Origin of the sequence: Nocardia sp., from assembly GCF_025465275.1 — a bacterium.
Classification (GTDB): Bacteria; Actinomycetota; Actinomycetes; order Mycobacteriales; family Mycobacteriaceae; genus Nocardia.
This window is the reverse complement of sequence record NZ_JAODNK010000006.1, coordinates 1-22869: the sequence shown is the minus strand read 5'-3', so window position 1 is coordinate 22869 and position 22869 is coordinate 1. Positions and strand designations below refer to the sequence as shown.

The 22869-nt window shown below is 67.2% G+C and carries 21 protein-coding genes; 16 read left to right on the top strand and 5 right to left on the bottom strand.

The window, feature by feature from the left end; genetic code table 11:
• Window positions 1-33 precede the first annotated feature (33 nt).
• The gene (locus JWN03_RS01870; protein ID WP_297608686.1) at window positions 34-651 is read left to right on the top strand and encodes a TetR/AcrR family transcriptional regulator; all 618 of its coding nucleotides are present in this window, start codon (window positions 34-36) and stop codon (window positions 649-651) included.
• Window positions 652-708: 57 nt separating this feature from the next.
• Here JWN03_RS01870 and JWN03_RS01865 read toward each other — a convergent pair whose 3' ends face one another.
• The gene (locus tag JWN03_RS01865) at window positions 709-1722 is read right to left on the bottom strand and encodes an LLM class flavin-dependent oxidoreductase (RefSeq protein WP_297608683.1); all 1014 of its coding nucleotides are present in this window, start codon (window positions 1720-1722) and stop codon (window positions 709-711) included.
• A gap of 152 nt (window positions 1723-1874) precedes the next feature.
• Here JWN03_RS01865 and map point away from each other — a divergent pair, with 152 nt between their 5' ends.
• The 3 genes from map to JWN03_RS01850 all read left to right on the top strand — a co-directional run bounded on the left by map (window position 1875) and on the right by JWN03_RS01850 (window position 5157).
• On the top strand, window positions 1875-2738 hold the full coding sequence (gene map / locus JWN03_RS01860; RefSeq protein WP_297608681.1) for a type I methionyl aminopeptidase: 864 nt from the start codon (window positions 1875-1877) through the stop codon (window positions 2736-2738).
• Between the two features lie 91 nt (window positions 2739-2829).
• On the top strand, window positions 2830-4488 hold the full coding sequence (locus JWN03_RS01855) for a cobyric acid synthase (RefSeq protein ID WP_297608678.1): 1659 nt from the start codon (window positions 2830-2832) through the stop codon (window positions 4486-4488).
• A 105-nt stretch (window positions 4489-4593) separates the two neighbouring features.
• Entirely contained in the window at window positions 4594-5157 is a 564-nt protein-coding gene (locus JWN03_RS01850) for an alpha/beta hydrolase (protein WP_297608675.1), read from the top strand.
• On the opposite strand, the gene JWN03_RS01845 is transcribed toward JWN03_RS01850, so the two are convergent.
• Window positions 5137-6174, bottom strand: a complete 1038-nt coding sequence (locus JWN03_RS01845) for an alpha/beta hydrolase (protein ID WP_297608896.1) — start codon at window positions 6172-6174, stop codon at window positions 5137-5139. The two genes, JWN03_RS01850 and JWN03_RS01845, sit on opposite strands and share 21 nt — an antisense overlap.
• Window positions 6175-6358: 184 nt before the next feature.
• Between JWN03_RS01845 and mqo the strand changes: the two genes are divergently transcribed.
• From mqo to JWN03_RS01810, 7 genes are all read left to right on the top strand, one after another.
• The gene (gene mqo, locus JWN03_RS01840) at window positions 6359-7882 is read left to right on the top strand and encodes a malate dehydrogenase (quinone) (protein WP_297608672.1); all 1524 of its coding nucleotides are present in this window, start codon (window positions 6359-6361) and stop codon (window positions 7880-7882) included.
• A 38-nt stretch (window positions 7883-7920) separates the two neighbouring features.
• Window positions 7921-8373 (top strand): GNAT family N-acetyltransferase, encoded by a 453-nt coding sequence (locus JWN03_RS01835; RefSeq protein WP_297608670.1) that lies wholly within the window; start codon window positions 7921-7923, stop codon window positions 8371-8373.
• Between the two features lie 110 nt (window positions 8374-8483).
• Window positions 8484-10589, top strand: coding sequence for a magnesium chelatase subunit D family protein (locus JWN03_RS01830; RefSeq protein WP_297608667.1), 2106 nt, complete (start codon window positions 8484-8486; stop codon window positions 10587-10589).
• A 44-nt stretch (window positions 10590-10633) separates the two neighbouring features.
• Window positions 10634-10795 (top strand): hypothetical protein, encoded by a 162-nt coding sequence (locus JWN03_RS01825; protein ID WP_297608665.1) that lies wholly within the window; start codon window positions 10634-10636, stop codon window positions 10793-10795.
• 105 nt (window positions 10796-10900) lie between these two features.
• Window positions 10901-11521: a cob(I)yrinic acid a,c-diamide adenosyltransferase gene (gene cobO, locus JWN03_RS01820; protein WP_297608662.1), complete on the top strand. Its 621-nt coding sequence runs from the start codon at window positions 10901-10903 to the stop codon at window positions 11519-11521.
• Entirely contained in the window at window positions 11515-12993 is a 1479-nt protein-coding gene (locus JWN03_RS01815) for a cobyrinate a,c-diamide synthase (protein WP_297608659.1), read from the top strand. Before cobO ends, JWN03_RS01815 begins: the two co-directional genes overlap by 7 nt.
• A complete protein-coding gene (locus JWN03_RS01810) occupies window positions 12980-13390 on the top strand; it encodes a cobalamin biosynthesis protein (protein WP_297608656.1) in 411 nt (136 codons plus the stop codon). Before JWN03_RS01815 ends, JWN03_RS01810 begins: the two co-directional genes overlap by 14 nt.
• Before the next feature lie 114 nt (window positions 13391-13504).
• Here JWN03_RS01810 and JWN03_RS01805 read toward each other — a convergent pair whose 3' ends face one another.
• A complete protein-coding gene (locus tag JWN03_RS01805) occupies window positions 13505-14605 on the bottom strand; it encodes a hypothetical protein (protein ID WP_297608893.1) in 1101 nt (366 codons plus the stop codon).
• Between the two features lie 14 nt (window positions 14606-14619).
• A complete protein-coding gene (locus JWN03_RS01800; protein WP_297608653.1) occupies window positions 14620-15756 on the bottom strand; it encodes a phosphotransferase family protein in 1137 nt (378 codons plus the stop codon).
• A 322-nt stretch (window positions 15757-16078) separates the two neighbouring features.
• Here JWN03_RS01800 and JWN03_RS01795 point away from each other — a divergent pair, with 322 nt between their 5' ends.
• The 4 genes from JWN03_RS01795 to JWN03_RS01780 all read left to right on the top strand — a co-directional run bounded on the left by JWN03_RS01795 (window position 16079) and on the right by JWN03_RS01780 (window position 21108).
• Window positions 16079-17428 carry a DoxX family protein gene (locus tag JWN03_RS01795; RefSeq protein ID WP_297608650.1) on the top strand — a complete coding sequence of 450 codons (1350 nt, stop codon included), beginning with the start codon at window positions 16079-16081 and terminating at the stop codon, window positions 17426-17428.
• A gap of 42 nt (window positions 17429-17470) precedes the next feature.
• Window positions 17471-17878, top strand: coding sequence for a PPOX class F420-dependent oxidoreductase (locus JWN03_RS01790; protein WP_297608649.1), 408 nt, complete (start codon window positions 17471-17473; stop codon window positions 17876-17878).
• A gap of 199 nt (window positions 17879-18077) precedes the next feature.
• Entirely contained in the window at window positions 18078-19340 is a 1263-nt protein-coding gene (gene cobA / locus JWN03_RS01785; protein ID WP_297608647.1) for a uroporphyrinogen-III C-methyltransferase, read from the top strand.
• Between the two features lie 307 nt (window positions 19341-19647).
• Window positions 19648-21108, top strand: a complete 1461-nt coding sequence (locus JWN03_RS01780; RefSeq protein ID WP_297608890.1) for an MFS transporter — start codon at window positions 19648-19650, stop codon at window positions 21106-21108.
• Here the strand turns inward: JWN03_RS01780 and JWN03_RS01775 are convergent.
• A complete protein-coding gene (locus JWN03_RS01775) occupies window positions 21105-22097 on the bottom strand; it encodes an SMP-30/gluconolactonase/LRE family protein (RefSeq protein WP_297608645.1) in 993 nt (330 codons plus the stop codon). The two genes, JWN03_RS01780 and JWN03_RS01775, sit on opposite strands and share 4 nt — an antisense overlap.
• Window positions 22098-22273: 176 nt before the next feature.
• Between JWN03_RS01775 and JWN03_RS01770 the strand changes: the two genes are divergently transcribed.
• On the top strand, window positions 22274-22869 hold a 596-nt coding region (locus JWN03_RS01770; protein WP_297608643.1), incomplete at its 3' end, for an HD domain-containing protein.

Sequence of the window (22869 nt, the reverse complement as noted above, 5' to 3'; positions counted from 1 at the left end):
CGCAACCGTGTCGTCGTTGATAGAGTCGGGACCATGACCGACGACCCCGGCCCGCGCACCCGCAAACCCGCGGGCGCGGCCGTGATGCAACCGCAGGTGACCGCCGCCATCCGTGCCGCCGCCTTCGAAGAACTCGCCGACGTCGGCTACGGCAAGCTGTCCATGGAGGCGGTCGCCCGCCGCGCCGGCGTCAGCAAGCCGACCCTCTACCGACGCTGGCCCGGAAAGGAACAGCTGGTGCTGGCCCTGGTCGAGGAGGTCGCGGTGGATGCCGCCGACACTCCCGATACAGGCAGCCTGCGCGGAGATCTGCGCGCTTTCCTGGAAGCCGCGGCGGCAGGTCTGACGCACCCCCTCGCCGCCCGAATAATCCCGGACCTACTCGCACAAGCGATGCGAACGCCTGCCCTTGCCACCGCGCTGCAAACCGGGGTTGGTGAAGGCCGTCGCGTGAAGGTCGCCGCATTGCTGGAACGCGCTATCGAACGCGGCGAGCTCCCCGCCGAAGTGAATCTCGAACTGGCCCTGGACTTCCTGCTGGCCCCTCTGTTCTGGCGCGGGCTGCGCGGTGGAGATCCGACAGCTCCGGAATACCTCGACGAGCTGACCGGCATGCTGCTCGCGGCCTTGGGCGCCACCCCGCAGACATGAGAAAAGGACAGGTCCCCGATATTGATCGGGGACCCGTCCGTCGAATGATTCGTGTGATCACCGCACCTGCGGGGCCACCTTCTCGCCGAGCAGTTCGATATTGCGGAGCACCTTCTCGTGGGGGAGGGTGCCGACGCTGGTGTGCAGCATGAAGCGATCCAGGCCGAGGTTGTCTCGGACGTCGGCGATCTTGCCCGCCACATAGTCGGGCGTGCCGACGAACAGTGAACCGCTCTGTGAGCGCAGGCCCGCGAACTGTTCGCGAGTCATCGGGCCCCATCCGCGTTCGCGGCCGATGCCGGTCATGGCGCGGGCGTAGGGCGCGTAGAAGTCCGCTACCGCCTGCTCGTCCGTTTCGGCGACGTAGCCGTGGGCGTGCACCGCCACGGGCTGCGGCTCGTGGCCGCCCTCGTCCAAGGCGCGGTGGTAGAGATCTACCAGCGGCTTGAAGCGGGCGGGCTCGCCGCCGATGATGGCGATGGCCAGCGGGAGGCCCAGAAGCCCTGCGCGGATGACGGATTCGGGGCTGCCGCCCACTGCGATCCACACCGGCAGGGGCCGGTTATCGGTGCGCGGGTAGATGGTGGCGTCGGTCAGCGGCGCGCGGAACTTGCCGGACCAGGTGAGCGGACCCTCTTCGCGGATCTTCAGCAGCAGGGCCAGCTTCTCCTCGAAGAGTTCGTCGTAGTCGGCCAGGTCGTAGCCGAACAGCGGGAAGGATTCGATGAAGGAGCCGCGGCCGGCCATGAGTTCGGCGCGGCCGTTCGACAGGCCGTCGAGCGTCGCGAAATCCTGGTACACACGTACCGGATCATCGGAGCTCAAGACCGTCACCGCGCTGGTGAGCTGAATCCGCTCGGTGCGCGAGGCGATGGCCGCCAGCACCATGGCGGGCGAGGAGGCGGCGAAGTCCCTGCGGTGGTGTTCGCCCACGCCGTAGACGTCGAGTCCGGCGGCCTCGGTGGCCACGGCCTCCTCGACGACCTGGCGCAGTCGCTCACCTGCGGTGGGTACCGGCCCGTTGCCGCCGACGGGATGAGTCTCGGCGAATGTCGTCAGTCCCAGTTCCACGGCTTACGCCCCTTCCAAAATTGTTTCCAAGTCAACCTAAACCTTAAACGGACCGCAGTCCGGAAACATTCCACGCCGGTCCGGGCGGGTCCGCACCCGAGACTTCCCCCGCTGGACGCGAGCCGCCCGCATCGGGCGGATAGTCTTGTTCCATGTCAGTGCGCACCCGCCAACCCCTCGTTCCCGGCACCCAGTCGCCCATCCGCGAGGTGCCGAAATCCATCGAGCGGCCCGAGTACGTATGGAAGAAGACCGCCAACGAGGGCCACGAGCCCTGGGTGCAGACGCCGGAGACCATCGAGGCCATGCGTATTGCGAGCAAGCTCGCCGCGCAGGCGCTCGAAGCGGCGGGCAAGGCGGTCGCTCCCGGCGTCACCACCGATGAGCTCGACCGCATCGTGCACGAATACCTCATCGACAATGGCGCGTACCCGTCGACGCTGGGCTACAAGGGCTTTCCCAAGTCCTGCTGCACCTCGCTGAACGAGGTCATCTGCCACGGCATCCCGGACTCGACCGTCATCGAGGACGGCGACATCGTCAATATCGATGTCACCGCCTACATCGGCGGCGTGCACGGCGATACCAATAAGACCTACTTCGCCGGCGATGTCGACGAGGAGGCGCGCCTGCTGGTCGAGCGCACCGAAGAGGCCACCATGCGCGCCATCAAGGCGGTGCGGCCGGGCCGGGCGCTCAATGTGATCGGCCGCGTCATCGAGTCCTACGCCAATCGCTTCGACTACGGCGTGGTGCGCGACTTCACCGGCCACGGCGTCGGCCCGACCTTCCACAGCGGCCTGGTGATCCTGCATTACGATCAGCCCGCCGTGGAGTCCACGATCGAAACCGGTATGACCTTCACCATCGAGCCCATGATCAATCTGGGCGGCATCGACTACGAGATCTGGTCCGACGGCTGGACCGTGGTCACCAAGGACCGCAAGTGGACCGCCCAGTTCGAGCACACGCTCGTGGTGAATGAGAACGGCGCAGAGATCCTTACTCTCCCGTGACCTCGTGCCCCGTCATTCCCGCGTGCTTGTGGCGGGAATCTCGCGGTGGATCCCGGCCACAAGCATGCCGAGATGACGAGGGGCCGGGCGCGTGAAGGGTGCGCTCCTTATTGCCGGCACCACCTCCGACGCCGGGAAAAGCGTTGTGGTGGCCGGTATTTGCCGCATGCTGGCCCGGCGCGGGGTGCGCGTAGCCCCGTTCAAGGCGCAGAACATGTCCAATAATTCCGTCGTCACGTTGGACGGCGGAGAGATCGGGCGCGCACAGGCGCTGCAGGCGCGGGCCTGCGGGCTGGAGCCGAGCGTGCGGTTCAATCCGGTGCTGCTCAAGCCCGGCAGCGATCGGCGCTCGCAGCTAGTGGTGCGCGGGCAGGCGGTCGACACCGTCGGCGCCAAGGACTACTTCCGGCACCGCACCCAATTGCGCGCGATCGTCGCCGAGGAATTGGCTTCGCTGCGTGCGGAATTCGATGTGGTGATCTGCGAAGGAGCCGGATCACCCGCCGAGATCAATCTGCGGGCAACGGATCTGGCGAATATGGGTTTGGCGCGCGCCGCCGATCTGCCGGTCCTGCTGGTCGGCGATATCGATCGCGGGGGAGTGCTCGCGCATCTGTTCGGCACCGTCGCGATTCTGGAACCCGAAGACCAGCAACTGATCTCCGGCTACATCGTCAACAAGTTCCGCGGCGATGTGGATCTGCTGCGCCCCGGCATCGACCAGCTCACCGAGCTCACCGGCCGCCCCACCCTCGGGGTCATCCCGTTCGCGGAGGATCTCTGGATCGACGCCGAGGATTCCCTCGGCACCATCGCGGACGCTCCGGTAGGCCGCTCCCAGCCGCCGCTGGGCAAGGACTGGTTGACCGTCGCCGCCATCCGCCTGCCACGTATTTCGAACTCCACCGATATCGAGGCCCTGGCCTGCGAGCCCGGCGTCGCGGTCCGCTGGGTCACCGACCCTTCACGCCTGGCCGGAGCCGACCTGGTGGTGCTGCCCGGCAGCAAATCCACCGTGAGCGACCTGGAGTGGTTGCGCCGCACCGGCATCGCCGAAGCTCTGCAGGCCCGCGCGGCGACCGGCGGTCCCATTCTCGGCATCTGCGGCGGCTACCAGATGCTCGGCCGCATCATCGAGGATCACGTCGAATCCGCCGCAGGCACGGTCGAGGGCCTGGGCCTGCTCGACCTCGAGATCGAGTTCCACGACCCGAAGGTGCTGCGCCACAGCGCCGGTCACGCACTGGTATACGCGGGCGATGCCGGTGCGACGGGCGTTCACGTGCCGAGAAACGCGGGTGCCGCCGGTGTGGCGGGCGATCATGCGTCCGGCGATAGCGGTGCCGAGCGGGATGAGAGCATCGCAACATTCCGCCCTGACCGTGGCTCGGGTATCCCGGTGCACGGCTACGAGATTCATCACGGCCGGGTTCGTGCCACGGGTGATCGACCCTGGCTGGAGTTGAACGGCGCACCCGAAGGCAGTGTGCGCGACGCCATCTGGGGTACGCACCTGCACGGCGCCCTCGAATCCGACGAATTCCGCCGCGCCTGGCTGCGCGAGGTCGCCGCCCGCGCTGGTCGGGCCGATTTCCTTGTGGCCGACAATGTTTCGGTGGACCAGGTGCGTACGACCCAGCTCGACCTGCTCGCCGACCTGATGGAGAAGTACCTCGATCTCGCGGCCCTGGAGCGACTGATCGATGCGGGCGCGCCCGCGAATCTGCCGACCCTCACGATCACTCGGTAATTTTCATGAGCGATCGGCATTTCTGCTTCCCGATAGTGATGCCGGTCACATCAATCCGGGCGACTCGCGTTCGGGACTTTCGCGCGCCCTGTAGCGTAATTCGATATGGAATCTAGGCGGATCACGGTCGGTGACCGCGTATGGGCCGTGCGGGTCGGAGGCACCGAATCTCGCCACCACGTGCTCCTGCTCCCCGATGCGGGCGATCCGGCCGACGTATACGACGGGGTCTGCGAACGACTGCAGACCTCGGACCTGCGCACCATCGTCATCGAACCGGCGGACGGGCTCGACAGCGCGGCGGTCTTCGGCATCCTCGACGAACTGAAGGTGCCCTGGGCGAATCTGGTCGGCAGCGGTACCGGCGCCGACCTGGCCTGGCAGCTCGCGGCTCGTGGCTTCGGCCGTTTCATGAGCCTCATCGCGGCCGGCAGCGGACATCCCGCGGCCCCCGGTGCGGACGGCGCGATCGCCGACGCGACCTGCCCGCCGGTGGAGATACCCACCACCCTGCTCGCCACCAAGCGCCTGCCGCGCCCGGCGGCCGAGGCCTCCGGGCGCTACGTCTACGGCGAGTTCCGGCTCGTGCCCGTGGACGTCACGGATGTGGCCGCGGAAGCGAGCCACGAGCTCGCCACCGAGATTGTGCTACGCACCAGCTTCTGGTGACGTAGCCAGCCATTCGAGCCAGGAGTCGAGCTCGGTGAACGCCTGGGTGCGCGGTTTTTCCGAGGACAGGAACACATCGTGCCGCGCCCCCTCGATCGGCACGATATTGGTGCGCTCACCCAGGCAGCCCGACCAGCGCTGAATCTGCTTCACGTCCAGCACCACATCCGCCACATCGGCGGCCGGGCCGTACTTGCTCATGAAGCGGGTCAGCTTCGACCGCAGCACCAGCGCGGGCACTCCGATATCGAGTCCGCGGTGCACCCGCAGATGCCCGCGCCGGATGGCGCGCAGCCAGCCCGCGTGAATCGGGAAGCCGGTCAACGGCTTCCAGTCCAGGTTGTAATCCCATTCACCGGATGCGGTGCGGTGCAGGCTGTCTCCGTAGGTGGAGATCTTGCCCAGCGGCAGCTGCGCCATGGCGCTCAGGCGCCCGATGCCCTGCAGTAGCGCGGTGCTCACGGGATTGCGGTAGTACGACGGGCCCTGCAGATCGAACCACGGACTGTTGAGCACCAGGCCCGTAATGCCCTGTGCGCGAGCGCCTCCCGTGGCCTGCAGCCGGTTCAGCCACAGTGAGGTGACCAGCCCGCCCGTCGAATGCCCCATCACGAGCACCGGCAGCCCGGTCTCCTCGCGAATGATGCGCAGCGAACGGTTCAGCTCCACGTCGTAGAGCGCGAGATCGGTCACAAAGTGCGGTGTCTGCCCATCACGGGTGGAGCGCCCGCACTTGCGCAGATCCAGCGCGTAGAAGGCGAAGCCCTGCGCGGCCAGATGCGCGGCCAGATGCTCTTGGAAGAAGTAGTCCGTGAATCCGTGTACGAACAGGACGGCGCTGGTGGCGACCGGCTGATCGACGGGCGTATAGCGGACCAGGGTGGCGAAGGCATCGCCCTCGCCGTCGGGATCCGGGCCCAGCGGCAGCGTGCGCTGCTGATAGTCCGCCCCGAGGACATCGGGCTGCCACGCGCCCGTGGCCTGGGTCGGAGCGGATGAGGCGGCGGGGGATGACATATCAGAGGTCACCTGCCCAAGATAATCCCCGGCGGTCGGAAGGGCGCTTCGAGGTGTCTCTCACATTCGGGCTTTTCGTTGCGGGATTTCGGCGTGTCCAGGGGCACAATCGAACTTAGGTGAACGACGGGTAACCTAACTGCCGCTGGGTTGCCTCACACAGACAAGGAAGTCGATCAACACCGTGTCGAACGCTGCCACGATTGAAAAGACCGATGTAGTGCTCATCGGTGCCGGCATCATGAGTGCCACCCTCGGTGCACTGCTTCGACAGGTGCAGCCGGACTGGTCGATCTCGGTCTTCGAGCGGCTCGACGCCGCCGCGGCCGAGTCGAGTGACCCCTGGAACAACGCGGGCACCGGCCATTCGGCCCTGTGCGAGTTGAACTACACGCCGCGAAATGCCGATGGCTCGGTGGATATCACCAAGGCCATCGACATCAACGAGCGTTTCCAGGTCTCGCGCCAGTTCTGGTCGTACTCGGCGGAGAACGGTGTCCTCGCCGATCCGTCGAACTTCATCAACCACGTACCGCATGTGAGCTTCACGCACGGCGCGGACGGAGTGGAGTACCTGCGCAAGCGCCAGGACGCGCTGTCGCGGCACCCGCTCTTCGAGGGCATGGAGTTCATCGACGACGCCGATGAGTTCGCGCGCCGACTACCGCTCATGTCGAAGGGCCGGGACTTCTCCGATCCGGTCGCTCTGAACTGGACCGACTACGGCACCGATATCGACTTCGGCGAGCTCACCAAGGAGCTGCTGGCCTACCTCGGCGCTTCGGGTGCGGATATCGCCTTCGGTCACGAGGTCAAGAACCTGACCAAGCAGTCGGACGGCTCCTGGCTGGTGAAGGTGCGCAATCTGCGCAGCGGCAAGACCCGCGTCATCAATGCCAAGTTCGTCTTCGTCGGCGCGGGCGGCGGCGCACTGCCGCTGCTGCAGAAGTCCGGCATCAAGGAGATCGCCGGTTTCGGCGGCTTCCCGGTGTCCGGCCTGTTCCTGCGCTGCAAGAACCCTGAACTCATCAAGCAGCACGAGGCCAAGGTCTACGGCCAGGCCTCCGTCGGCGCGCCGCCGATGTCGGTGCCGCACTTGGACACTCGTGTCATCAATGGTGAGCGTGGCCTGCTGTTCGGCCCGTACGCGGGCTGGACGCCGAAGTTCCTCAAGGACGGCAAGCTCACCGACCTGTTCAAGTCGGTGAAGCCGAACAACCTGTTCTCCATGCTGGGTGTCGGTGTCACCGAGATGGGCCTGGTCAACTACCTGGTCGGCGAGCTGCTCAAATCGCAGGCCGGTCGGGTCGAGGCGATGGAGGAGTTCCTCCCGCGCGCCGACGGCAATGACTGGGATCTGATCATCGCCGGTCAGCGTGTGCAGGTCATCCGCCGCAAGGGTGCGGGCGGCGTGCTCGAGCTCGGTACCGCGGTGGTCGCGGCCGAGGACGGCACCATCGCCGGTCTGCTGGGCGCGTCTCCGGGCGCGTCCACCTGCGTGAGCGCCATGCTCGACGTCATGAAGCGGTGCTTCCCGGGCGAATTCGCTTCGTGGGAGCCGAAACTCAAGGAAATGGTGCCGTCCCTGGGCGTCAAGCTCTCGGAGAACCAGGCCCTGTACCGCGAGGTCTGGGACTGGTCCAACAAGGCGCTGCGCCTGGATCACGACAAGGCGCCGAAGCATTCCGGGGTCACATCTCACGCGTAGTTGTGGCATTGCACGCGTAGGTGTGATAGCAACAATCGATGATGTCAACGGTTGCTCTCAAACGGTCATGGGCCCTGGATCTGGACACCAAGACTCTGTACAGGCTGTTGAAACTTCGTGTCGAAGTATTTGTCGTCGAGCAGAAGTGCGCATATCCGGAGCTCGACGGTCTCGACCTGCTCCCGGAAACCCGGCACTTCTGGCTCGATGACGAGGGTGAGGTCATCTGCACCCTCCGATTGCTCGAAGAGCACGATGACGGCGTGAAGTCTTTCCGGATCGGGCGACTGTGCACCACCCCGCCCGCTCGAGGCCACGGTTACACCACCCGTCTGCTGCAGGCGGCCCTGGCCGAGACCGGCACCGGCGCCACCGTGCGCCTGAATGCGCAGAGCTACCTGGTCGACATGTACACCAAGCACGGATTCAAGGTGGACGGCGAGGAATACATCGAGGACGGGATACCCCACCTCCCTATGCGCCGAGGCTGACGCGACCCCCGCAACCACAATGGTTGCGGGGTTTTTCTTTTCACGGGCCGAAACTCTGCTGCCCCGGGGTACCTCCAGCCGGTGTGCGCGGCGCGCATAGAGTTGACGGCGTGTCCGTCTCCTCTGCGACTTACTCCGAATCAAAGCGTGCGGTCCCCGATGTCGAGGCCGGGTTTCCGTTCTCGGCGGTGGTCGGGCAGGAGCGGTTGCAGCTGGCGCTGATTCTCTGTGCGGTGCATCCCGGAATCGGCGGGGTGCTGGTGCGGGGGGAGAAGGGGACCGCGAAGTCGACCGTGGTGCGTGCGCTGGCGCAATTGCTGCCCCCTGTGGTCGACGAGAGCGGCGCGCGGCCCGCGCGGCTGGTGGAATTGCCCGTGGGCGCCACCGAGGACCGTGTGGTCGGATCCCTGGATCTGGAGCGGGTGCTGCGTGATGGCGAACAGGCGTTCAAGCCGGGTTTGCTCGCGGCCGCTCATCGCGGCGTGCTCTACGTCGACGAAGTGAATCTGCTGCACGACCATCTGGTGGATGTGCTGCTCGATGCCGCCGCCATGGGGCGCGTGCACATCGAGCGGGACGGCGTCTCGCATTCGCATCCGGCGCGATTTGTGCTCGTGGGCACCATGAATCCCGAAGAGGGCGAACTGCGGCCGCAGCTGCTGGACCGGTTCGGCCTGACCGTGGATGTGGTCGCCTCCCGCAATGTGGATGTGCGCATGTCGGTGGTGCGCCGCCGGCTCGACTACGAGGCCGATCCGGCCGGGTTCGCCGCGAGCTACGCCGGAGCCGATCGTGAAGTCGCCGAACGCATTCTGACCGCCCGTGACCGGATCGGCGAGGTCGCGCTCGACAATGTCGAACTGCGCCGAATCGCCGCGCTGTGCGCCAGTTTCGATGTGGACGGCATGCGTGCGGACCTCGTGGTAGCCCGCACCGCGACCGCGCACGCCGCCTGGCGGGGCAGCGCCGTGGTGACCGAGGAGGACGTCCGGATCGCGGCGGAACTCGCACTGCCGCACCGGCGTCGGCGGGATCCGTTCGATGAACCCGGGATCAGTGAAGAGCAACTCGACGAGGCCATGCAGCAGGCCGCCGACGAGGCGAACCGCGAGATGCAGGACGGCGGTGCCGACGACCTGGGAAAAGGTGAAGCGGCCCCGCAGGATGATGCGGGGTCGCAGCACCAGCAGGTAACGGGTTCGCCGGAACCCGAGGATGATCCGGATGGTTCCGGCGGCGGGGCGGATTCGCCTGCTGGCGAGGCGGATTCACCGCAGCAGCCGGACAGCAGCCCGGATGCGCCGGTGGGCGACCAGGATTCGCGGCGTGACCGGCGGCCTGCCGATCCGAACCAGGATTCATCCGGCGACCAGGAGTCGGCGCGCCCGGCGCGTGAAGGTCGCTCCGGCATGCCTTCCCAGTCGATCGCCAAGCCCCCGCGCTGGGAGGTACCCGGCGTCGGCGAGGGCGCACCGGGCCGCCGCTCGCGCGCCCGCACCCGTCAGGGCCGTGTTGTACGCGCCACCCCCGAAACCGGTACCGGCCTGCACCTGCTCGGCACCATCTTCGCGGCCGTCCCGCAGCAGCGCGCCCGCGGCCGGATCAGCGGCCCCCTGGAGTTCGCCGCCGCAGACCTGCGCGGCGCGTATCGCGAAGGGCGCGAAGGCAATCTGGTCGTCTTCGTGGTCGACGCCTCCGGATCGATGGCCGCCCGCGACCGCCTCTCCGCCGTCACCGGCGCCATCGTCGCCCTGCTGCGCGACTCCTACCAGCGCCGCGACAAGGTCGCCGTCATCACCGTGCGCGGCCAGGACGCCGAACTGGTGCTCCCGCCCACCTCCTCGGTCGATATCGCCGTCCGCCGCCTGGCGGACCTGCGCACCGGCGGCAAAACCCCACTCGCCCAAGGCCTTTTGAAGGCCCGCGAAGTCATCGCCCGCGAACGCATCCGCGACCCCCACCGCCGCCCCATGCTCGTCATGCTCACCGACGGCCGCGCCACCGGCGGCCCCGACCCGGTACCGCGCGCCCGAGCCGCCGCCCGCCTGCTCGCCAATGACTCCGTCACCGCCATGGTCGTCGACTGCGAACGTGGCATGATCCGCCTCGGCCTTGCCCGCGACCTGGCCCGCGAACTCCGCGGCGGCTACCTGCAACTGGCCGAACTCACCGGCGACTCGGTAGCCGGCATAGTCCGCGCGGGCCGCGCCGCCTGAGCTCTCGCCGTATGCGGGAACCTTATTGGTTCGACGGTCGTCTCATGTCTATGGGAATTCTTCGCAGCAAGAAGTCGAACCAGGGCGGAGACCAGCCGAGCGCGGCGACCGAAGTCGGGCTGGAGGTCGCGACCGAGGCCCTGGTGAGTGTTCTCTTCGGTGTCGTCAAGCGCGCTGTCACGGCCGTCGTGCACATAGTGAACTGACCCGCTGACGCGCGGGTACTCCCGGCAGCGGTTCCACCGCGCGCGTATGGCACCGTTGAGCCGAGCGATCGGCCGACGGCCGTGCGGTGAAAGGAGTTCGATCCCATGCCCCAGGGCGTTCCGCTGGCGGAGAGCATTCCGGACGACGGGTTGACGACGCGGCAGCGCCGCAATCAGCCCGTTTTGGCCGTGCACACCGGGCCGGGCAAGGGGAAGTCCACCGCTGCGTTCGGGATGGCCTTGCGCGCCTGGAATCAGGGCTTCGATGTGGCTGTCTTCCAGTTCGTGAAGAGCGCCAAGTGGAAGGTGGGCGAGGAAGCCGCTTTCCGCACCCTCGGCAGCTTGCACGAGCAGACCGGCGTCGGCGGGGCGGTCGAGTGGCACAAGATGGGGGAGGGCTGGTCCTGGACCCGTAAGCAGAGCAGCGATGAGGATCATGCCGCCGCCGCGCTCGCGGGCTGGCAGGAGATTTCCCGCCGTATCGCCGCCGAGCAGCATCGTTTCTATGTGCTCGACGAATTCACCTATCCGCTCAAGTGGGGCTGGGTGGATGTGGACGAGGTGGTGGAGACGCTGCGCAATCGTCCCGGCAATCAGCATGTGGTGATCACCGGTCGTGATGCCCCGCAGGCGCTCATCGAGGTCGCGGATCTGGTCACCGAGATGACGAAGGTCAAGCATCCGATGGACGCGGGCCGCAAGGGCCAGCGCGGCATCGAATGGTGAGTGTGCCCGCGGTGGTGGTGGCCGCGCCCGCATCGGGCAGCGGTAAGACCACCCTGGCCACCGGCTTGATCGGTGCGCTGCGGCGGGCCGGGCATCGGGTGGCGCCGTTCAAGGTCGGGCCCGATTACATCGATCCGGGCTATCACGGACTGGCCGCCGGTCGGCCCGGCCGCAATCTGGATCCGGTGCTGTGCGGGGCCGAGCGGGTGGTTCCGCTGTACCGGCACGGCAGTGCGGGTTGCGATATCGCCGTGGTCGAAGGGGTCATGGGCCTGTTCGACGGGCGCATCGACGAGCACAACACCGAACCCGTCGCCGAGGGTTCCACCGCGCAGATCGCCGCCATGCTGGGCGCGCCGGTCGTGCTGGTGGTGGACGCGCGCGGCCACAGCCAGAGCCTGGCGGCGCTGCTGCACGGATTCGCCACCTTCGACAGCGGAATCCGACTCGGCGGAGTCATTCTCAACCGTGTCGGCAGCGAACGGCACGAACAGGTACTGCGCGCCGCCTGCGCCCGCGTCGGCCTGCCGGTGCTGGGCGCGCTGCCCCGCCTGGACGAATTGTCCATCCCGTCAAGGCATCTCGGCCTCGTCCCCGCTGTGGAGCACGGTTCCGCCGCGCAGTCCGCGGTGGACGCGATGACCGATCTTGTTGCCGCACATATAGATCTGGCCGCTGTCGCCGCGCTGGCGAGTTCACACACCGCCGGTTCGGCTTGGAATCCCGCCGAGGAGCTGCGCATGGCGGCCGAAGGCGCATCGACAGCCGCCGGGATCGCCCCTGTCTCCGAAGGCATTTCAGTCGACGCCGCGGCGATCGGTGAACCCGGTGCGGCCCCCGCCGACGGCCCGATCATCGCGGTGGCAGGCGGAGCCGCCTTCACCTTCGGCTACGCCGAACACCGCGAACTCCTCGAAGCCGCCGGCGCCCGCGTCGTGGTCTTCGACCCCCTGCGCGACGAACTCCCCTCCGGCACCGCCGGTTTGGTCATCCCCGGCGGCTTCCCCGAGGAGCACGCCGCCTCCCTGGCCGCCAACACCCACCTGCTCACCACCATCGCCGACCGAGCGCGCAGCGGCCTCCCCATCCACGCCGAATGCGCAGGCCTGCTCTACCTCACCCGCTCCCTCGACGGCCACCGCATGGCCGGAGTAGTCGAAGCCGACGCCGAATTCGGCCCCCGTCTCACCCTCGGCTACCGAGACGCCGTGGCCCTGACCGACTCCCCCCTCTGGCAAGCCGGAGAACGCGTCCGAGGCCACGAATTCCACCGCACCCGCCTCACCACCCCTTCCCCGGACGCCCTCGCCTGGGCCTGGCGCGCCCCCTCCGGCGAAACCATCCGCGAAGGCGCGATCCTCCGCAATGTCCACGCCTCCTACCTCCACACCCACCCCGCCGGAAACCCCCGGGCAATCACCCGTTTCGTCTCCGCCGCAGCCGATTTCGTCCAGGACAATGTCCTCGCCTGACGCTGCTGCGCCTGAGTTCCGAGGTGGGCTCGCAGTGCATCCCCTCGCGGTCGGGGTGGGAATGCGGTCCGGGGCAATGGCTTCCGCGATCGTGCAGGCGGTGCGGGTGATGGCCGGGGGCGCGGTGATCGGATGTCTGGCGACGGTGGATCGGCGGGCGCGGGAACCCGAGCTGGTAGCGGCCGCTGCGGAGCTCGGTGTGCCGCTGGCAGTGTTCACGGCGGCAGAGCTCGCGGCCGTCACCGTGCCCAACCCCTCGCCGCGCGCAGCGGAGGCCATCGGAACGCCCAGTGTGGCCGAGGCCGCCGCGCTATTGGCCTCTGGCAGCGACCAGCTGGTCGGGGCGAAACAGGTGATCGGCGGAATCACAGTGGCAGCTGCGGTAATTCGCCGTTGAACGCGTAGCGGCACTCGAACGGCAGACCGCCGCGCTCGCCGACTGGTTGGGTCGTCGGCGGGCGCGGCGGCGGTGCGGATCATTCACAGGGAGTGGATGATTCGCGGTCTGTGGTTAGGGCGAGACCGAGCCCCAGTCGGCGAAGCCGGTGGGGTCGTGGCGGCCGAGGCTGCCGTGTTCGAAGAGGCCCCAGCCCTCGGCATCACCGCAGCGGGCCTTGCCGACGTGGTCGATGACGCTGAAGGGGATGCGGCCGGCAATGGCAGGGTCGGTCAGGTCGAAGCTCTTGCTCTCGGACCAGTTGCGGCCCTTCCACTGTCCGTGCTGCCAGTCCGGATCGCCGCCGTAGCCGCAGCCGACATTGAGGGCGATATGGGTGCCGGCCTCGACCTCCACCTCGAGGGGCTTGCCGTCGGGGGTGGTGAGGTCCAGGCGCACCGAGGTCGGAATGCGGGTGCCGGACTTGTACTTCAGATTGATGCGCGGCCAGCCCAGCTGCTCGATGCGCCCGTCGTTCCAGATGCGGGTGGCATCGTTCAGGGTGCGGAAGCCATTGGGCTCCTCCTGCACGATGACGATGATCGAGTAGTCGTCGAAGCGCAGCGGCACGTACAGCCACCAGAAGCCTTCGGACGGTTCGGAAGCCACGCGCCCCGCCGGATCGGATTCGCCGACCGGCCGGATGCCCCAGGAGCGGTCGCGGGTGCCGGTCCAGTTCGCCGGATCGACGGTGAAGTCGGTGCCGTCGACATGCAGTGTGCCGGACCAGGATCCGACCTGTGCGAAGCGCTGCGCATCGATCATGGCCTTGTTCATGCCGGTGATGATGGTGTGCGCCTCCTCCTGCACGACCGGGAACGCGCCGTCCCAGGTCATATCGAAGGACAGGTCCTCGTGCTCGCAGATCACCCGCAGCTGCTGCAGCGGCTCGATGATCTCGATCCGGTACCCGCCCACGGCGAGGTTCAGCCCGCGCTGCTCGAGCGCATCGGAGAACCGCACCGCATGCTGGGTATCGCTGCGCCGCACGGTGGCGAAGGCGTCGGTCACACCCAGGTTCGGGTACACGCCGAACCCGGTGATCAGCATCATGTCACCGGTTTTGTCGATGGCATTGAAGTAGCTGCGGTCGTAGAAGTTCCGATCGCTGCTGACCACCCGCGCCATCGGCAGCGGCGCCTGGTGGATGGGGAATTCGTCCAGCGGGCCGATCATGGGTTTCATAGCTCTCAATCCCAGGCGTAGGTGCCGTCGAGCATGGCCTCGAGCAGCGGTCGGTGCATGACGTAGTCGTCGCGATCGTCGGTATCGGTGTCCTCACCGAAATGGATCATGCGGCGCTTGATGCGGCCCATCACGATGCCGTGGCGCAGCGCCGCGTACATCAGGTACCAGTCCAGATCGCGGACCGCGTGCCCGGTGGCCTCCTCGTACATCTTCTCGATATCGCTGCGCCGCAGGAAGTCCGGCAGTCCCGGCTGATCGAATCGGGTGGCGATGTCCTGGAAGAAGCGGTGGATCAGGATGGGCCAGGCCACATCGAGTTCACGCGGGCCGATGGCCGCCATCTCCCAGTCGAGGACGGCGACCAGATCGCTTTCGTCGTTCTCCTGGAACATGATGTTGCCCGGCCGGGCGTCACCCCAGTTGAGCACATCCGGGCCCGAGTCCTCCGGCCAGTTCTGCTCCAGCCACTCGAAGGTGCGCTCCAGTAGCGGAATACGGAATCCGTCGCGGGCGAGCGCCCAGTCGTACCACTGCTTCTGGGCCTCGAAGTGCCGGCGCAGCGCCGAGCCCTCGCCGTGCAGCATGGGGAAGCGCTGCTCGGGATTCTCGATGCTGTGCACCTTGGCAATGACCTCGACGGTCTTGCGGGTGATCTCCAGCCGCTGTTCCGGCGTGGCGTCGAAGACCCAGCCGAAGAACACGTACGGCGGGTTGTCCTCGCAGACACGGCCGTTCACGCGCCGCATGACGAAGAACGTGGAGCCGAGCACCTTCGGATCGGTCTCGATCCAGCACAGCTCCGGCACCGGTGCATCGGTGGCCTCGGCGACTCCGGCCATGATGGCGTACTGGGTTTCCAGGTCGTACTTCTCGAAGACCGGGAAGGAGCTGTCCTCCGGCGCCAGGCGCGCGACGTAGGAGCCGCCCGCGGGCTGCCCGTTCTCGGTCCATTCGGCGTCGAAGAGCAGCGTGGTGCTGGACATGCCGCCCGCTTGCGGCTTGGTCAGCGAGGTGACGCGGGGCGCCTCGTCGGCTACGACCTTGGTGGCGAGCCAGCTCGCCAATTGTGCCGCGAGCTGATCCTCGTCGCGGTCGGAGACGGTGAGTTCCCATCTCTGGTTCGGGTCGTCGGCCGACATGTCTATTCCTCCTGGCATGGAAAGGCAGGCGTGTCAGTTCGGTTCGGGCAGGCCGAGAGGGCCGCTGTGACCCGGATAACACGGTGCCGAGAAATGTAACGTGTTCCAGTTCGATTGTGCAGGGGTTGCGCCCGCGAGTACCGGTGAATGGGACGACTGCTGACGTGAATTCCGGCCCGGCGGTAGTGCTGGCACCTCATCACGATGGGGGCTGGCACGTAATCCCGCAGAGGTATGCCGGAGCTCCGGAAAAGGGGGATAACCCGGAGGCGTCGAGATCGTATTCGAACTACGGTCGAAGTTCGGAGCGAGGGGATGTGCGATGAGTGTGCGAACAGTCGGTGCCGCAACGGATCTCGAGGATCTGCCGCCGGAGGAGAACCGGGAGTGGCGACCGGCATTCCGGATTCTCTTCCGCTTCGTGATTGCCTATTTCACGTTGTTCTGTGTCATTTACCCGCAGCCGATCTTCGCCTTCTTCGGCGTCGTCCAGAAGTGGCTGCCCGACGATCTCATGCAGAAGTACGCGGACCTGCTCGGCCCGCTGGTGCGATGGACCGGGCGCACGGTCTTCGACCATCCGGGCGTCCTGCTGAATTTGGATTCCGGCAGTGGCGATCAGCTGTATCTGTGGATCGAGGTCTTCTGCATTCTGATCGCCGCGGTGCTGGTGGCCGCCGTGTGGAGTGCGCTGGACCGCAGGCGCACCGAATACCGCACCGCAGCCGGCTGGTTCCTGCTCTTCTTCCGGGTCATTCTGGCCGGTCAGATGCTGAATTACGGCTTTGCGAAGGCGATTCCGCTGCAGATGCCGGTCCCCGGCCTGGCCACCCTCATTCAGCCCTACGGCGACTTCGGTCATATGGCGGTGCTGTGGAATCAGGTCGGCGCCTCACCGGTGTACGAGAGCCTGCTCGGCATGGCCGAGATCACCGGCGGCGTGCTGCTTCTGCTGCCGCGCACCCAGCTGGCCGGAGCGCTGCTCAGCCTGGTGAGCATGGCGCAGGTGTGGGTGCTGAACATGACCTTCGACGTCCCGGTCAAACTGTTGTCGTTCCACCTGCTGCTGCTCTCGATGGTGCTACTGGCCCCGGATGCGCGGCGGCTCACCACCGCACTGCTGGGCGGCGCGGCCGGGCCCTCGACCGCGCCCACCCCGTTCCGGACGCGGCGATCACGGCGGATCTCCGATATCGCACTGGTGGTGCTGGCGCTCTGGTTCATCCTGGGCCAGTCGGTGGGTGCCTGGGACGGCTGGCACAAATACGGCCCGGGCCGACCGCACTCCGAGCTGTACGGAATCTGGAGTGTCACCGAGTTCACCAGGGACGGGCAGCCGGTGCCGCCCCTGCTCACCGATGAAACCCGCTGGCGGCGAATGGTGTTCGAAGATCCGGGAGTGGCGATCTATCAGCGCATGGATGACGGAATGGTCCCGGTCCTGACGGAATTCGATAGTGGCGCACACCGTCTCACCCTGCGTGCGCCCGCGGCTTCCGATGCTTTGGCGACCTTGACCTACGATCGCCCCGCACCGGATCGGCTGACGCTGACCGGCGAACTCGAAGGTCATCCGGTGACGCTGTCGCTCACGCTCGTCGACTCGGATCGAATGCCGGTCCGTCAGGGCGGATTGCATCTGGTGCAGGACTACGCCAACGGTGTGAAATAGGGCCCGGGAATTCGCTTGCGGCGCAGTCTGTTCACAACACCCGTGACCACACTTCCCGAGGGACTCAAGAAGCACATCGACGAGTCGAAGGTATTCGCCACAGTGGCGACCGTCGGCGCCAACGGCCAGCCGCACCTGACCGTCGCGTGGCTCGACCGCGACGGCGACGACCTGATCTACTCCACCTCGGTGAGTCGGCAGCAGTACAAGAACCTGGTGCGGGACCCGCGAGCCACCGTGCTGATCACCCCGCCGGAGAACCCCTACGTCTACGCCGAGATCCGCGGCACCGTCACCGTGCAGCCGGACCCCGAGCGCGCCCTGCCGGACCGCATGTCGCTCAAGTTCACCGGGCAGACCTACGGCGAGTTCATGCCTTCGTCGCTCACCGACCCCGCCGGGCGCGTAACCGTCCGCATCACCCCGACCAAGATCCACAGCGGCATCTGAACCAGAGCCCGCCGCGGCAGGAACCCGACGCGATAACTGGGCGTCGGATCTGCCGTGCAGCGAACAGCGGGACCCGGCCTGGCCGGAAGCGTGCGGCTGCACGGGTTTCCGGGACCGGACATGGCAGCTCGGTATCGGTTGTTGCCTGGCCGCCGGGCGATTGTGGCGAGTTTCCGCCGACACCGTAGGCTCAATCCTTGTGCCGAACACGTCAGCCGCATCCGATGACCAGCCCGTTGGCGACCCGAACTACCTGGTCGGGCTCGATCTGAACGGGCGCCGCGTCGTGGTGGTGGGTGGTGGGACCGTGGCGCAGCGCCGGCTCGGACTGCTCATCGCCTCCGGTGCGGATGTGCACGTGATCAGCCGTGAGGCGACTCCGGCGGTCGAGGGTATGGCCACCTCCGGGCAGCTCACTCTCGAATTGCGCGACTATGCCGACGGCGATCTCGCGGACGCCTGGTACGCACTCGTCTGCACCGATGAACCCGACACCAATGCGGCCGTGGTGGCCGAGGCGACCCGGCGGCGTATCTTCTCCGTGCGTGCCGACAATGCGCGGCTGGGCACCGCTGTCACTCCCGCCACCGCGCGCTACGACGGTATGAGTCTGGGCGTGCTCGCCGGTGGGCAGCATCGCCGTTCGGCCGCGGTACGCACCGCACTCCTCGAGGCGCTGCAATCCGGTGTCGTGACCGATGATTCGGGTCCGGTGGCCGCGGGCGTGGCACTCATCGGCGGCGGTCCCGGCGATCCGGACCTGATCACCGTGCGCGGCCGCCGACTGCTGGCGCGTGCGAATCTTGTTGTCGCCGACCGGCTTGCGCCGCCGGAGCTGCTGGCCGAACTCGGCCCGGACGTCGAGGTCGTGGACGCCGCCAAGATTCCGTACGGCCGCGCCATGGCACAGGAGGCCATCAATACCGCGCTCATCGAGGGCGCGAAGGCCGGAAAGTTCGTGGTCCGCCTCAAGGGCGGCGATCCTTATGTTTTCGGCCGCGGCTACGAGGAACTCGAAGCCTGTGTCGAAGCCGGTGTTCCGGTGACCGTAGTGCCCGGCGTCACCAGCGCGATCTCGGTGCCCGCCCTGGCCGGAATCCCTGTCACCCACCGCGGCGTCACCCACGAATTCGTCGTGGTGAGTGGGCACGTCGCCCCGGACCACCCGGACTCGCTCGTAGACTGGCCCGCTCTGGCGCGGCTGCGCGGCACCATCGTGCTGCTCATGGCCGTGGAGCGCATCGACAAGTTCGCCACCGCACTGCTGGAAGGCGGCCGCGCCGCGGATACCCCGGTGACCATCGTTCAGGAGGGCAGCCTGCGCACCCAGCGCATTGTCCGCGCCGATCTGTCGACCGTCGCCGAGCAGGTACGCGCCGAAGCCATCCGCCCGCCGGCCATTATCGTCATCGGCCCCACCGCCGGATTCACCGCCGGCGCTCCCGACACCGCCGCGCTCTGAGCGAGCCGGGATCGCCCGCTGTGCCCAGAGTTTCCGGTGGTACGACAGCTGCGACGCCCGCACCGTTCCTCGAGGACGGCCTCGGCCGTCGCACAGCAACTGTCGATACCGCGCAGCACCTATTGGGGCTGTGTGGTGACGACGGGGGCTGTGCGGTGGCCTCGGCCGCCGCGTCGATCGGTGCCCAGGTACTTCCGCTGCTGCGCGGTCAGGCCGTGGTGCTGAGCCGATCGCGCGGGAACGAGATCGGTTCGGTCCGTCCGGCATCCATTACAGTGTCGGAGTGCTCGATAATCCCGCTGCGACGATGCAGTATCCGGTGACCAAGCGGGCGTTCGGGCTCGCGATTCTCGTATTGAGCGGGCTGCAGTTGATGGTCGTGCTCGATGGCACCGTCATGATTCTGGCGCTGCCGCGGGTGCAGGAACAGCTGGGTCTGTCCAATGCGGGCAGCGCCTGGACCGTCACTGCTTACGGTCTGCCGTTCGCGGGTCTGATGCTGCTCGGCGGTCGACTAGGCGACTCCTTCGGCCGCAAACGCATGCTGATTCTCGGCGTCGGCGTATTCACGGTGGCTTCGGCGCTCTGTGGCACTGCACAGAACGAGGCCTGGCTGATCGCTGCCCGCGCGCTGCAGGGCACCGGTGCGGCCATTGCCGCGCCGACCGCATTCGCGTTGGTAGCCACCACTTTCGCGCCCGGCCCTGTCCGAAATCAGGCCATCGCGATTCTCGGTTCCATGGTGGGCATCGGCTCGGTCGGGGGTCTGGTGGTCGGCGGTGCGCTGACCCAGGTGGATTGGCGCTGGATCTTCTGGATCAATGTGCCGATCGGCCTGCTCATTGTGCTGGGCGCGCTCCGCGAGCTGCACGACACCGAACACCACCGCATCTCGCTGGATATTCGCGGCGCGGTGCTCGGCACCCTGGCCTGCGCGGCCATTGTGTTCGGCGCGACCGAAGGTCCGGAAATGGGCTGGGACAGCCCGATTATCATCGGTGCGCTGGTCGGCGGCCTGGCGCTGCTGATCGTATTCGTCTTCGCCGAACGCAATGTCGCCAATCCGCTGCTGCCGTGGTCGCTGTTCGACAGCCGGGACCGCGTGATCTCCTTCGCGGCCATTTTCCTGGCGTCGGGAGTGCTGGGTGCGACGACCTTCTTCGTGGCGCAGTTCCTGCAGAACGTGCTCGGCTACAGCCCGCTCATGGCGGGTCTGGGCAGTATTCCGTTCACGCTCGGTGCGGGCGTCGGCACAGCTGTGTCGTCCAAGGCGGTGCAGTATGTGCAGCCGCGCTGGCTGCTGTTCGGCTCGGCGATCGTGCTGGCGGCCGGGTTGTTCTTCGGCTCCACCATCGACAGTTCGGTGGAGTACTTCCCGACCCTGCTCGGACTGCTGTGCGTGGTCGGCTTCTCGGTCGGCATGGTCATCGTGATTCTGCCGCTGTGCGTACTGGTCGGTGTGGACATGGCCAATATCGGTCCGCTGTCGGCGGTCGGGCAGATGTTCATGAATATGGGCACGCCGTTCGCGGTCGGCCTGCTGAGTCCGGTCGCGCTCTCGCGCACGCTGTCGCTCGGCGGAACCACCGGCAAGGTCACCGAAATGAGCTCCGCGCAGATCGATGCGCTCGGCAGCGGTTACACCCTGGTGCTGTTCGTCTGTGCGCTCGGCACCGCCGCCATGGGCTTGATGTCGCTGTCACTGCGCTACACACCGGCGCAGTTGTCCCAGGCGCAGCACGCCCAGGACGCTGCTCAGAAGTCCTAGGGAACCTGCGTCACCGCGATCGCCGATTCGGTGATGCTGCCGAGGTAGAGGACGCCGTCGTGTTCGGCGACGGCGGTCACCATGGCGTACTCGGTGCCCTCGCGCTGCAGATCGTGCACCGGCGCGCCGTCGAAGTCGAAGGCCATGGCCCATGCGGTGCGCGCCGGTTTCGGTTGCAGCCGTTCGGGAATCGCCCACGAGATCTGCCGCAGTATGCCCGGGAGCGGAAGCAGGTTGTCCAGCAACGGATTTCGCGGCGAAACCAGCGATACCCAGACCAGGCCGTCGCTGCCGAGATACATATTGTCCGGGAAGCCCGGAAGGTTCTCGACGAGCCGGTCGTACGTGCCCGCCTGCGGGTCGGACAGCCGATACCGGGTGACGCGGTAGGCGCCGGTCTCGGCGACCAGCACGCAGGAGCGGTCCGGCGCGAGCACCACGCCATTGGCGAAATCCAGTCCGTCGATGAGGATTTCGATCGTGCCGTCCGGACTCCGGCGCAGCAGCCGGCCGGTGCCGGAGTGCTCCATGATGTCGCCCATCCACTGTTTCAGCGGCCAGCGACGCGAGGACTCGGAGAAGTAGATGGTCCCGTCGCTGTCGGCCACCACATTGCTGGGGAAGTTCAGCGCTTCGCCGTCGATCTCCGCCACCAGTACTTCGATCTCACCGCCCGGCTTGTCCAGGCGCAGCAATCCACGCTCCGCATCGCAGATCAACAGCGAGCCATCGGATTCCGCGTGCAGCCCGAGCGGCCGCCCGCCGGTGTGCGCAATCTGCTCGACCGCTCCGGTAGCCGGATCGACCGCCAGAATCGCCCCGCCCTCGATACCCGTCAGCACCCGCCCATCGGCCGCGACCACCACGTCTTCCGGCCCCCTGCCGGGCAATTCGAGCAACCGCAGCGCGGGCATAGCGGGAACACTGTGAGTTTCGCGGGCGCGCGGCGTGGCATGCGGCGGCGTCCACCGGCGAGGCTGCATCGACATGGCTCACAGTATCCGCCACCCGCCGGCGCAGTGGTGAAGAGCCGAAGGCCGAACAGCGCCGAGCGCAGTGCCGGACGTGGGCAGGGCCATGAAGCTGATGTGCGGCTCGGTGCAGTGGCGAAGAGCACCGTGGTTCAGGGCTGTTGTCGCGGCGGTGAATTCGGCAGACTGCGTAGATGGGGACGAGTCTCGACGTAGAACTGCTGGACCGCTGGACCGAGCTGGCCGGACCGTCGGCGCGGGCTCTAGGGGAGGACCTGGTCCGCCGGTACAGCGAACCGCACCGGCGCTATCACACCGTCGAGCATCTGGCCGCAATGCTGGCCATCATCGACGATCTGGCCGCCGATGCCGCCGATATCGAGGCCGTGCGCTACGCGGCCTTCTTCCACGACGCCGTCTACTCGGTGGAAGGCGGCGACAATGAGGAGGCCAGCGCCAAGCTGGCCGAAACCGCATTACCCGCACTGGGTTTGGATGCCGACACAGTCGCCGAGGTAGCCCGCCTGGTCCGTCTCACGGCTGGCCACCACCCGGACCCCTCGGACCGCAACGGCGGCGTCCTGTGCGACGCCGACCTCGCCATCCTGGCCGCCGGCGAATCCGCCTATGCCGCATACGCAGCCGCCGTCCGCGCAGAATACGCACACGTCCCCGACAACCTCTTCCGCCAGGGCCGCGCAGCGGTACTACAGGGACTAGTCCAGCAGCAGCACCTCTTCCGCACCCCCACCGCCCGCGCCCGCTACGACACCGCCGCCCGCGCCAACCT